At 33.7% G+C, this 12917-nt stretch carries 7 protein-coding genes; 1 reads left to right on the top strand and 6 read right to left on the bottom strand.

Going from position 1 to position 12917, the window contains the following annotated elements; translation table 11 throughout:
• Nucleotides 1-83 precede the first annotated feature (83 nt).
• Both rpsU and ACP6PM_RS24635 read right to left on the bottom strand, forming a co-directional pair.
• On the bottom strand, nt 84-263 hold the full coding sequence (gene rpsU / locus ACP6PM_RS24640; RefSeq protein ID WP_426589325.1) for a 30S ribosomal protein S21: 180 nt from the start codon (nt 261-263) through the stop codon (nt 84-86).
• Nucleotides 264-538: 275 nt separating this feature from the next.
• The gene (locus ACP6PM_RS24635; protein WP_426589323.1) at nt 539-1837 is read right to left on the bottom strand and encodes a hypothetical protein; all 1299 of its coding nucleotides are present in this window, start codon (nt 1835-1837) and stop codon (nt 539-541) included.
• 1439 nt (nt 1838-3276) lie between these two features.
• On the opposite strand from ACP6PM_RS24635, the gene ACP6PM_RS24630 reads away from it, so the two are divergent.
• Complete coding sequence (locus ACP6PM_RS24630) at nt 3277-4689, top strand: UDP-N-acetylmuramoyl-tripeptide--D-alanyl-D-alanine ligase (RefSeq protein ID WP_426589321.1); 1413 nt, start codon at nt 3277-3279, stop codon at nt 4687-4689.
• Nucleotides 4690-5660: 971 nt separating this feature from the next.
• Here ACP6PM_RS24630 and ACP6PM_RS24625 read toward each other — a convergent pair.
• From ACP6PM_RS24625 to ACP6PM_RS24610, 4 genes are all read right to left on the bottom strand, one after another.
• Nucleotides 5661-7211, bottom strand: coding sequence for an NAD(P)/FAD-dependent oxidoreductase (locus tag ACP6PM_RS24625; RefSeq protein ID WP_426589319.1), 1551 nt, complete (start codon nt 7209-7211; stop codon nt 5661-5663).
• Between the two features lie 1955 nt (nt 7212-9166).
• Nucleotides 9167-9601, bottom strand: a complete 435-nt coding sequence (locus ACP6PM_RS24620; protein WP_426589317.1) for an AbrB family transcriptional regulator — start codon at nt 9599-9601, stop codon at nt 9167-9169.
• Between the two features lie 191 nt (nt 9602-9792).
• On the bottom strand, nt 9793-10512 hold the full coding sequence (locus tag ACP6PM_RS24615; RefSeq protein WP_426589315.1) for a DUF7168 domain-containing protein: 720 nt from the start codon (nt 10510-10512) through the stop codon (nt 9793-9795).
• A 1181-nt stretch (nt 10513-11693) separates the two neighbouring features.
• Nucleotides 11694-12644: a GDP-L-fucose synthase family protein gene (locus tag ACP6PM_RS24610; RefSeq protein WP_426589313.1), complete on the bottom strand. Its 951-nt coding sequence runs from the start codon at nt 12642-12644 to the stop codon at nt 11694-11696.
• Between the last annotated feature and the right edge of the window lie 273 nt (nt 12645-12917).

The raw sequence follows: 12917 nt of genomic DNA, 5'->3' as shown, positions 1-12917 counted from the left end.
ACAAAACCTTTAGGCTAAAATTTCTTAACCCTAATCAAAATTTTAAATATATCTGATGAATTTTTTAGCTATCAAGTAATACTTTAATAAAACTGTTTTTTACGCCGTGCTGCTACTGCCTTTCTCTTACGTTTTTCTTGAGGGGTTTCAAAGTATCGACGCTTTTTCACATCTGCAAGAATACCTGCTCTAGAAACTTGACGTTTGAATCGCCGGATGGCCGACTCTATTCCTTCGTTTTCGTTGAGTAACACTTGGGTCATTACTTTTTCTATTGTTCTGTACTTCGCCTATAATTTAGTTATTAATAGTTTACCTATAGGTGCAAGATAGTTGCAAAATTATTCCCTAAGCTAAGTTATACCAGTTTCATAAAATATTGCTACAAAGTTTGGATTGGTAGGAGTTAGGAATCAGGATTTAGGAGTAGAGTAAATCTTTTATATAGTTTTTCAGATGATTTTACTTAAGGTATCTTTTTTGAATTTTGTCTAGTGATAATATTATTACTGACTTGTTCAAGAAACTCTCATATCTTTTAATGAATAAAAGATATATCGATCCTGCCAAAGTTGGTACTTAAGGCAACTTGTATATTTTCTAATGCTTTCACCAGCCATTTCACTGCTTCTCTTGTAGATGCTTCATAATGGTTAAATAGTATTGCAAATCGCTTTTCTAGGTATGGTTTGACTCTATAGCAAACCAAAACTATTTTTAGGAGGAGACTGGTAGTTGCTATTGGACCCATGTTTGCCATCAGGTTAAGAAATAAAAAGTGCTGTGGTTTTTGAATGCTTTCTACAACCAAAAACCCTAACATTTGATTACAGGTTCTCATCAGTAAAAAGTCGTTAAATTGTTTATCATCATTGTGAGACATGGTATTTTTTAGTTGCTTATATAGTTTGTCCTTGAACTGATACTTAATATACCTGGAGTCTACATCAAATGATGAGCTTAAATATTCATAGAAGCTTTCTTTAAAGCAACGATAAGATTGAGGTTGCCTGGCATGAGTTAGGAAACTTTTGGCATAATCTTGGTAGTTATAACCATTTTCAACTTTACCTACAAATTGTCTAATAGCTGATAATAATTCCCGATCGCTCAAAAGAGTAGGATTTTGAATTTTGTTTGTATTTTTACAACTAGACTCTGTAAACGTTGAGGTAGTTATTATCCTATGTCTAATTTGATGAGTGACATAGTGGGATAAGTTTATTTCAAATTTTTTCTGATTTTGTCGTTGCATCTTTTTAATAGCTTGCTGATGTTCATAGCTATTGTCTGAGGTAATTAAACAATGTTGGTATAAGTAAGGATAACGTGGAATTAGAGTTCTCAAAGGTTGAGCTAAAGCACTATGAGTGTTTCTATAACTTCTTGTTTCTTGGTTTATTAATTCTGCAAAACGTTTTAAAGTTAAATACTGCTCACTTGTTGTGAATGCCTTAACCAGGTCAAATAGTTTCTTGCTACTGCGGGAAGCATAGTAACGGTGTACTGTTTTATTCTTGATACTATCAAAAAGTTTAATTAAGTCTAGCAACACATCTTTTTTATAGTTATAGGGTCGCTTTCTATTAATAACTATATGACAACAGCGATTTAGGATAAAATTAAATTCTTCCTCAACTTGCAATAATACAATAATTCTTTCGAGTGCTTTAGCTACCTCTCTGTCAGGATATCCAGAACCATTAATAAATAAAATCCTAAACCTTTCAATTATCTCTTCTGATGACTCTAGGTCTATCAATTGGAGAAAATGGTTATAGATATACTGTTCATACTGGGATTTGTCTTGTTTATATTCATCAATAAAGTTTTTCATTTTATATCTTCCCCAATTTATTTTTTTTCGATTCCAGTCTCGTTAGCTATGGGAACAATTGCTAATCTCTGGTTTTGATCGAGTTGTCTATAGGATTTCCGATCTGATAGCTATTGACTTTACTATATATAGTTTTTACCTAGATTCTTTTTCAGAAAAAATCATATCTGGTAGCGCCTAACACTTTAAATTACACGGTTGACTAATTTCTATTAGTTTTATTATCTTCAAAATTTACGGAGTTTTTATAAAGTTTTGGTAAAGATTTTGCGAAAATTAGGTAATATAGATATTAATTGAACTGAGTCATAAATAATTACCAACTTCTGAACTAAATAGGATTTTTTACTATTTGATTACCATCAGCATCAAAAATACCACATTTTTGGAGTATTGGTATTAATAGATGATTAACTATGTTCATAGATATTAATTGCCAAGGAGCTAAGGGTTTAGTATATGGAACTTGCTGTTATACCAAATTGATAAATGTTTGCTGCAAATAGTTAGGCTATTTCTTGGAAGTCAACCCACCCCTAACCCCTCCTGGGAGGGGAAGTCAGTCAGACCGAGTCATAATTAATAGGTTTTATACTATAGCAATCCTAAATGATTTGTGAAAATTTTGAGAATAGTTAATATTAACCAAAAACCTTGAAAATTCTGACTCATGAGGACTGAGGACTGACTCCTAACTACCACCAAAATATTACAACTTAAATAGGATTGCTATATTTTTTATGTCGTAATTTATATTTTTCGTCAAATAGACATGGACGATCGAGTCTTTTAATACTGTTTATTATTCGTAACATTCTTTTTTCATGCATGGTATTACCCACAGAGAGGTCAGAGAAAACTTAAATTACCGAATAATTAAAGTAAAAAGCCTCTCGTTTGCGGAGCATGACCTTAGGATTGGATGGTGGGGAAACCTAGCCATATCCAATCTCCTCTCGAGAAGAAAAAATTTTCACGCTCCGCGTCAATCCAATATGTTTTAGGGAGAGGTAATTATCTATTATCCATTAATATCCATTAATGAATACAGCTATCCTAAATAGGACATGAAAAGTAACCTTAGATAAAAGTCTGGGAAAATATAAAGGTATAGACATGGGTCAACAACCTACATTTATTCACAACCTATTCATGGTCATGATATATGCTATTTTTGACAATTCAAGACTACTAGGCTTTGTCATAATTTTGCTTTAGATTAGAGTAATACAATCTGAGATTTTTGCCTCATCTGAGTTCAACATTATGACAATATTTGCCAAGCTACAAAAAAATATTCTCTATAACTTTTGAGAATTATTTAAACTTTTGATTTTGTTTTGGTTACTCAGTTATATTCCAGAAAATAAATTGAATTCAACAATAACAAATACTCTTATATAATTATTACACATCTTTCAGGAGGACTGCCAATAGCTATGGTTTGTCGCATTACCCTATTCCAACTAACTGAAATCTTGACTGCTACAACACTTACAGATTTTGAGATTCCAGAAAACAAATTAATTACAGGTATAAACACAGATACTCGTAACTTACAATCTGGTGAAGGATTTTTGGCATTACGAGGCGAAAATTTTGATGGCCATAACTTTATAAAGGAGGCAATTGAAAAAGGTGCTTCTTGTGTGATTCTTGAACAAGAATATACTTTAAATAATGAGGTTGAACAACTGTCAAATAACGTACCTATATTACGGGTAGAAAATTCTTTAAAAGCTTACCAAAAAATTGCTCGTTGGTGGCGAGATAGATTTGATATTTCTGTGATTTCAGTCACTGGTTCAGTAGGTAAAACAACTACTAAGGAATTAATCGCTGAAGTCTTAGCAACTCAGGGTCAAGTGCTGAAAACTGAAGCTAATTATAATAATGAAATAGGTGTACCTAAAACTCTACTACGACTTTCTGCTAATGATAATTATGCTGTGATAGAAATGGCAATGCGAGGACCTGGAGAAATAGCAGAATTAACACATATTGCCAATCCAACAATTGGCTTAATTACCAATGTTGGTACTGCTCATATTGGTCGTTTGGGTTCTGTTGAAGCGATCGCTGAAGCTAAGTGTGAATTATTAAGAGAAATGTCTAATAATAGTATTGCTATTCTAAATTATGATAATCGACGGTTGATAGAAACTGCGGCTAAAGTTTGGTCGGGAGAAACTTTTACTTATGGTTTAGAAGGTGGAGATTTACAAGGAACATTAATTGATTCTCAAACTATAAATGTTGAGGGTGTGGATTTACCTTTACCTTTACCTGGTAGTCATAATGCTTCTAATTATTTGGCAGCATTGGCAGTGTTGAAAGTGCTTCATGGAAAAAATATTCCGACAAAAACTCTATTTGAACCTTTGACTAATAATTTATTGGTTCAATTACCAGAAGGTAGAGCAAGAAGATTTAATCTAGATAATGATATTGTGATTCTAGATGAAAGTTATAATGCTGGATTAGAGTCGATGATTGCAGCTCTAAATTTATTAGCTGAAACTCCGGGAAAACGTCATATTGCTGTGTTGGGAACTATGAAAGAATTGGGGGATAAATCAATTTTATTCCATCAACAAGTTGGTAATGTTGTACGAAATTTGAATATTGATGGTTTATTTATTTTGGCTGATTTTGAGGAAGCAGAAGCAATGGCTATAGGTGCTGCTAGTTTACAGTTTATAGAAGTAGAAGATATTACTGCTGATGATGCTCACCAGAATTTAGCTAGACATTTACAAGAGTTTTTACAACCAGGCGATCTAGTTCTTTTTAAAGCTTCTCATTCTGTCGAGTTAAATAAAGTAGTCGATATTTTAATTAGGCTTTGCTGAAAAAAGTTTTTTGGTAAGGGTAGGAGTCAGGAGTCACGAGGAACGGGAATTACAAAGGAGGTAGGAGTCAGAATTTTCCCTTGGTTTTTCTGCCGTTGTCTGCCTTTTATGCTAACTTTTTGAGCTTGATCAACCCAAAAGCAGGTACTTTTTTAGATAAAAAAAAGCTAAAATCTTTATATGTCAATGCTTTTATGATTATTCAGCAAGCCCTAATTAATAGGTAATGTATTTGTAGCACAGGCAAGATGCCTCTCACCGGTGCATGTTACACGATCGCGAAGCGGAACGGAGTTCTATCACTCTCGAAACCATACCATCTTTAGTTGAATAAAAAGTCATTTAAATTTTATCATATCACAATTTTTGTGAGGATGCAGCCGAAAATCCTTTGACTCGCGATTTTTTTCAGGAGCTTCATAAAATGAAAATATTTGTGCTTTTCCACTCAGGAGGAATGGGTGGAAAGATTTGAGCAGGGAAAAACAAGTATTCATGAGAGCTCCACAAGATGAAAATATTTCTGCTATTGCTCTTGGGAAAAATTCCTCAATATTTGATTTTCTCCTGCCAAGGAAACTTGGTTGAATAAAGAGTCATGCGTATGGGCGAACAACTCCATTTAAATTTTATCATATCACAATTTTTGTGAGGATGCAGCCGAAAATCCTTTGACTCGCGATTTTTTTCAGGAGCTTCATAAAATGAAAATATTTGTGCTTTTCCACTCAGGAGGAATGGGTGGAAAGATTTGATGATGGGAAAAATCTGATTCTAATCTTAAAAGTAGGGGAGTAAGGAAGTCAGGGAGAATTTTTCAATCTTTTCGGTGTATTGCCTCTATTCCACTCCCGACTTGTAACTCAAAAATTTAATTGCAGACAAAGATACCAAATGGCTTCTATAACAGTTAATTCTAACTGAAAACTTTGAAATTCTGACTCCTAACTCCTAACTCCTAACCTCTGACTTCAACTATAATCTCCACCAGAACCATATTGCCATTGTTCAATCCAACGATGATAATAATACCTTTGCTCCTCTGACATTTTTGCCATCAAACCTTCCATTACCCCCCCAATAGGATATAACAAACTATAAATTCCCAAATTAAAATAATGCTTCATCCAACCTAATAAATTTTCCACACCAACTTGAGGGATAATTTTAATTACTAAACCTGGTTCCTTTAAGGAAGTAATAAATAAAGTTTGTGCCAAAGCAGGAAACTGTACCACATCTTGCAAAAAAGGTTTAAGCACAGGTTCACCGAGTTGTTCCATTACCTGAAATACCCCTGCCAATAGTTGATTAATTTGATTTGGGCTAATTTTCTGCTCTACCCCTACACTCATAGAACGTTGAAACAACCAAGTAACTGATACATTAGGTTGATAAGGTTGCAAAAGTGTTAGAGCATTTACCGAAAGGTTGTCAATTTGCAAAGCTTCATCAATACCCATAGTCAGACGTTTCAAGTGACGTACCATTGCTCCAAACCCGCCAAAACTCAGAGGAGATTGACTTCCACTACTATCCCCCACTGGCAAAATACGATTCCAAGGAGTTTGAAGAGGACTTTGACGATAACAAGGGAAAAAACCAAACAAGGCACGTTGAAATATAAGTTGACTAAGTTCGACTTTTTGATATTCAGGCAATAGACGTAGATATTCTTCAAAGAAAAATTCCAAAGAAAATCTATCTGGATGAGCATCTAAATAGGTAAATAAATAAGTAGTTCGCCCATCTTTAGCAGGAAATGCTTCCCAAAAATATTGACATTGATTTTGTATGGGAGTGAATGAGGCAAAAATATCACCCGTGTCATTTTTTGGGTATCCAGTAGCACAAGTACCAACCACTAAACAGACAGCATCAGGTTTTTTGCCTTCCCTTGCTTGTTTAACAATGGGAGAAAAATGTCCCATTGCATCGAGAAGCAGTCGAGTTTTGAAGGATTGACCATTGCTAGTCTGGATATTTACCCCATCTGGATGAATGGTTGCTGCTTCGTAAGCTGTATTTTCAAATAGTTGACCACCAGCTTTGAGGAAGCCATTTTTGAGAGTTTCTAACAGATAAACTGGGTCTACACCAATATTGAGGACATCTTTTACCCAGATGTCAGGACTATTTGGAAAGCTAATCCGAGCAGGATTATATTCGGTAGCGATCGCTGTTTTTAGTTCTTCTGGAGATAGAAGGTTTAATTCTAAAAATGTTTCTAGTTCTTTACGAGAGATATTCCACTCTTGTGTTCTACCTTTGAGAATACCTCGTTCTAACATGGCAACCCGCCAACCTTTCTTGGCTAAGGTAGCACCAATCAGGATACCAAGAGTACCTCCGCAAATTACTACATCCCAGTCGGAATTTTCTAATAATTGAGTTTCTGTCTTAACAGTGGTAGGAATAGGTGTATTTTCTGCTCGAAGTTTTTGCCAAATCAGATCGACTCGTCGCAGACTTTCTAGGGGGTTTCCTGGAATTTGAGACAGGATTTGTTCTGTTAAGGACATGATTTTTTTATTATTAATTTTTGTCGTAATTATTGCTTGTTTTTATATATTAATTTATCAATTAATTATGATTATATAGCAATTCCCATGCTGGTGAGCTACAAAATTCTTTTGTTTTAGGGAATAGGGAACAGGGAACAGGAAATAGGGAATAGGGAATAGGGAATAAAAAAGAAATAAAAATAGGTGTACCTCATTAACCTAAGAAACGCTATATAATAGTTATTATATTAATTATCTCAAGTAAGTCGGCAGAGAAAATTATTTATATATTTATTATTCAGTTATATTTATTTTACCCCTTCCATGAGTTATATCATGTCCGGTAGCATCGGTATTGTAAGGCAAGGAAGAAGGAAGAAGGAAAAAAGGTTTAAAAGCTGGAAAAAACTTAAATTTCCTGTAGATATTCACCCTATCTTTTACGCAAACAATACCAGCGGACATGATATTACTCTTACCAAAAAATCAAGGTATAAAACCTCTCCATTCATGAAAAAAAAGCGGTCGTTTGCGGAGCATTCCGTCAGGATGGGATGGCGAGGAGACCTCGCCATATCCAATCGACCAACAGAGCGGTCGTTTTGCTGGCGCATAACTCCGTTTTTCATGTCGCGCAGCAAAACGGCGTCTCCCTGACTTGAATTGCGGAGCTTTCCGTAGGATGGGATGGCGCACTTCGGAGCGGCTCTGCAAGAGCGGGTTTTCCGAAGAGTGCAAAGGCACAACCTCAATCCTCTTCCTTTTAGATAGAGGTAATTATCAATTATCAATTATTGAAACATCTATACAAGCTGAATTCTTTACCTTCTAAAGATTGCAGAGAATTAGAATAGGTAAAGAATTTTGTTTAGGTACTTATAAATTGTTCTTTCATTGAAACCATTTTACTACAAGAATTATATGAGAGATTGAATGTATCAGGAAATATAAAAAGGAGATAGGGAAAGCTTAACAGGGAACGCTTAACAGAGAAAAAGGAATTGGGAATTTGGAATAATGAGGAAGAAATCAAGACAACTATTTTTCACTTAAAAATCTAGGAATATATGTACCGAACACTTATGGTATCTACCAGATTTGACTCCCTTGAAGTATTACCGCTTTTAGATTTTAGTCACTATTTGCTTCTCTTAATACTTATTTGACAAACAGTCTCTCAAGTCTAATTAATCAGCCATTATAAATCAGCTACCTTTAGTCATCTAAAGATAACTTCTGATGTGAACCAATAAATTTATTTCTTGGCAGATAAAAAAGCCACAAAACTTCAGAATTTATAATTTTAATTTCTGATGAAATAATGTCAGTGTAACTAATTTTTCAGTTTTATTGAGGTGAATTTAATTATCCAATTCTGCCAGCATTAATAATCTTAATTAATAATTTAATTATTTTTTTTATCTAAAAATAAACGGCAAATATTTAATATTTACTTCTCCAAATATCTGATTGTAATATTTTTTGAACCGAAATATTCTTCTATTTTGTAGCAAGCTAATTTGCGTTCTTTAACCACAGGTGTAAAAATAAAACTATAGCATTTCCAAATCAAATATAAAATCCAAGACTAATTCCCGATCAAACAAAAATACTCCTATCTCTTTCCTCGTATTCCCTGTTCTGACTTCAGCTTTCCCTTTCTGGATTAATCCTCCTTTTACATTTCCAATGGAAGTAGTATAACTTGCCTTGTTTGCACAACTAGGATTGTTAATTCAGTTGATTTTGACAAAAATTTTCCCACCAGAACTTTCTTGGTCAAGGTGGATTAATCAAATATCCTTTGTTCTTCTCCTACCATATCTTTAAAATTTGTCTCTCAAAATTTATTTGCTGCCAAAAACTAGGTTTCCCATACTATAAATAACTCTAGTTTTTTGCAGCATTTTGACATATTGAGATTAGTTTTACTTGGAGACTTATAGATAAGAGCTATCTCCTACCCCACCGATCTACTCTTCCTCATTATTGTCATCTTCTATTTCAACTTCAGTGTTAATCTGCCTCAGATGAATATGTTTATTTCCTAACTGAATAGAAAATTCATCTCCTGGTTTAAGTCCCATTTCCTCTGTATAGTTAGCTCCTATTACTAACTGTCCATTTTTATGAACACAAGCACGATAAGTAGGAGCACGTCCTCTTCCATCTTTAGGATTCTTCTCATCTAATTGTACTCCCTTGGCCTGTAGAACTGCATCGTAGAACTTGGCAAGATTTACTCGTTTCTGCTGATCTTTTGTAGTTGTATAATATCCGCAAGCAATAGCAGTATCTTTCTTTGACTTGTTTGGAAGTTCTTTAACTTTTTTCAACAATGCTTTACCTGTCAGTGGAGCATCTAATAGTTCTGAAGTATTTGATTTTTCTGTTGTTGTTTTAGCCATCTTCTCCATCTATTTAAAATCTTCATTCATAAACTTTAACACTTACACCTTCTAATATCAAGCCTCTTTAATCTTTTCTTTTAAGATATTTTTTAATCTAAATGTCTTGAGAGCAATTACCCTTCATAGTGAGGGAGTTAAGACGTCAAAAAAGCTAATGATTAATAGCTGGTGTGCTAATTATTACACCTTTACTTAATAGTTAAATGTTTGATGAATTTATCTTTGTGTAAATTTTGATTCAAATAATTTAAACTAATTTTTTCTCCAGCAATATATCCAAAGGAGAAACCTAGATCGCTATTAATTCCAGTTGATTTCTGAGTTTTACATTTTACACCTTCTTGTTTTAAATATGCTTGAATAGCCAAAGTATGTTTTTCAAACATTGAGCGTACAACTATAGCAGATTTTGAATTATAATCAGCATTAGCAACTATACCTTTTGCCTCCATATTTTTTCGTCGCTGCTCTAATCTCTGTCTTAATCTAGTTGCACACCCCACCCTAAAGGCATTAATAAAAGCTCTTCCTTTACCTCTATGTTGTTTAACTAATTTATCAACTACAGCCGTTAAATATTTGTAAAGTGAGTGAGAAACTGTGATATTAGTTTCTGTCCCTACTAATCTCATTTCACCAGTGTAAGTAGAACGCATTGCTTGACATCCATTAGCATTAGCAATTCCTGCTAAAATCCACATTTTCCAGGTTACATAACGACCTGTTTTATCAACAATACCCTTAGTAATATCTTCATCTTTGTCTTGTCCTAAGTCTGCTACAGATAAATTATGTTGAGCTAATAATTCTGCTGCTTTTTCTGCTGCTGATGCAGCTTCATGTTCATTAGGTGAATTAGCAAGAGCTAAGAGTTTACTAATTTTTTCCAGAAGATTCCTATCGACCATTTATCTGACCTTAGATACAGCATATTATCCTAAATTTTTTTCTCTTGTAACTATACCTACTTAAGACACTAATTAATAGGTCTTAGCACTTGTTTGAAAATATTTTTTTTAAGTATACTTTCTACTATAGCAATCCTCAATCAGTTGTCAAAAATCCATGGAATAGATCAAAAGTCTGTAACTATTATTCCTGTTCTCTTTTCCCTTGATTCAGAATATTTTTTGCACAACTACTACTCCCTTCCCGCTAGAAGGTTACCTAACCAAATTTGGCTATAAACTATATGCTGCAATGATCTACTGATTATAATTTTTTGCCGGGAAGGGAGTAGCGCGTCTAGCTTGAAAATGTGGGTAAAGAGCAAGTTAATGAAGACCTCTCCCCCAACCCCTCTCCTTGTAGGAGAGGGGGGATAGTTTACCTACAATTTCAGTCTAGACACGCTACTACAATAGGACTGCTATATCCTATAATTATCATATATTCAATAATGAATAATGAATAATGAATAATTACCTCTTCTGTAATAGAAGGATTGGCATTCAAGGAATTTTTTTCTTCTTTCTCCATGAATGGAGAGGCTTTATACCTTAATTTATCGGTAAAGATATGGATGTATTTAGTCTTGACAAAGTTAACTGATTCTTATATATGATCGAGGATTGGTATATATTTTTATCAAAAAAATAAGTAAATTCACTATTGTATATTTTTTTTGAAATTAAAATTAAATATAACTTTAATAACCAGAGGTAATTTATAGAGTTATTTTTCAGAATTATATATTTTTTTTGAAATTAAAATTAAATATAACTTTAATAACCAGAGGTAATTTATAGAGTTATTTTTCAGAATTTAGGTATAGTTAAAGTATTCTCAAGCTAGAAAAACTCATGTAATTAGCTGGTTTCATAGTTGCAACACTATCAAGTTTTCCCAAAGATGTTTGAAGACAACTTCTGGCTTGTTTGACTGGAAAATAGTACATAAATTCAGTCTAGCTGCACTCAGCAAAACTGCCCTTAAATCACTGATATGTAATTTTGATAAAATCAAAATTTATTGATAATTTAGCTTGTAGTAATTTTCCACTATCAAAGCTTTTATATAGGGATAAGTTGGAAGGGAAATTACTTCCAACTTTTTACTATATCAATCGATTATAATCAAACCTCTACCTTTAAACTGAATCGGCGTTTTCTCTATACCAATCAATTGTATTCTTCAACCCTTGCTTAAAATCCACCTCAGCAACAAAGCCAAATTTTTCCTTAGCTTTTTCTGTATCTAAACATCGCCTAGGTTGACCATTAGGTTTATCAGTTTCCCAAACTAATTCTCCCTGAAAATCCATTAAATCACAAATTAACTCTACTAAATCACGAATCTTTACTTCATGATTAGTTCCTAAATTAATAGGATCGGATTCATTGTAAAATTGAGTTGCCATGACAATTCCTCTAGCAGCATCTGTAGAGTATAAAAATTCACGACTCGGACTACCGTCACCCCAAACAGGCAATTTTTTATCCCCTCTTAGTTGAGCTTCATGCACTTTCCGAATTAAAGCAGGAATTACATGGGAACTCTTAGGATCGAAATTATCTTCAGGTCCGTACAAGTTAACAGGTAATAGATAAACACCATTAAAACCATACTGTTGACGATAAGCATCCAACTGAACTAAAAGAGCTTTCTTAGCAATACCATAAGGAGCATTAGTTTCTTCTGGATAACCATTCCAAAGGTCTTCTTCTTTAAAAGGAACCGGAGTAAATTTAGGATAAGCACATATTGAACCGACACAAACAAATTTTTCTACATTTGCTTTATAAGCACAATCAATTAATTGCACTCCCATCATCAAATTATCGTAAAATAACTCACCAGGTTTTTCCTTATTTAGACCAATACCCCCTACATGAGCAGCAAGGTGAATTATAATATCCTGTTCTTGCACAGCTTTTTGGCAAGCTTCCAGAGTCCGAAGGTCATAATCACGGGAGCGTGGTATAGTAATCTTATCAAGATTGGCTCCTGCTTTATGAAGTTGATCTACAACTTGACGTCCAAGAAAACCAGATCCACCTGTCACAATAATTCTTTTGTTTTCTAACTCTAATTTACTCATTAAAAACCTCCAAGCAAGATTGATACTAACTAAGACTTTAGTTCAGGGTTATTGTAGATTCAAATTAGCCAGATAAAAAAACGGTAGTCCCGTAGAGTTGAGAATAAAATCTCTGATTTTCTATTATTAGTATTTAATGGCTACTCAAGATTTTTTCCAGCTTTAGGATATGGCAGAATTTTTGCTTTTGCTGAGATGATGATTATATAGAAAGAAGTAAAACTTGATTTGACAAATTTAACCAATAATTTAGGAGCTATATGCAGCATTTGT

The sequence above is a fragment of the Dapis brunnea BLCC-M229 genome (assembly GCF_050015995.1).
In the GTDB taxonomy this organism is placed as follows: domain Bacteria; phylum Cyanobacteriota; class Cyanobacteriia; order Cyanobacteriales; family Microcoleaceae; genus Trichodesmium.
The sequence above is the reverse complement of the archived record's forward strand: the minus strand, read 5'-3'. Positions and strand labels throughout refer to the sequence as shown.

What these genes read in the sequence shown, in the direction of transcription:
- rpsU (WP_426589325.1), bottom strand. Translation starts at nt 263, where the DNA reads ATGACCCAAGTGTTACTCAACGAAAACGAAGGAATAGAGTCGGCCATC.
- ACP6PM_RS24635 (WP_426589323.1), bottom strand. Translation starts at nt 1,837, where the DNA reads ATGAAAAACTTTATTGATGAATATAAACAAGACAAATCCCAGTATGAA.
- ACP6PM_RS24630 (WP_426589321.1), top strand. Translation starts at nt 3,277, where the DNA reads ATGGTTTGTCGCATTACCCTATTCCAACTAACTGAAATCTTGACTGCT.
- ACP6PM_RS24625 (WP_426589319.1), bottom strand. Translation starts at nt 7,211, where the DNA reads ATGTCCTTAACAGAACAAATCCTGTCTCAAATTCCAGGAAACCCCCTA.
- ACP6PM_RS24620 (WP_426589317.1), bottom strand. Translation starts at nt 9,601, where the DNA reads ATGGCTAAAACAACAACAGAAAAATCAAATACTTCAGAACTATTAGAT.
- ACP6PM_RS24615 (WP_426589315.1), bottom strand. Translation starts at nt 10,512, where the DNA reads ATGGTCGATAGGAATCTTCTGGAAAAAATTAGTAAACTCTTAGCTCTT.
- ACP6PM_RS24610 (WP_426589313.1), bottom strand. Translation starts at nt 12,644, where the DNA reads ATGAGTAAATTAGAGTTAGAAAACAAAAGAATTATTGTGACAGGTGGA.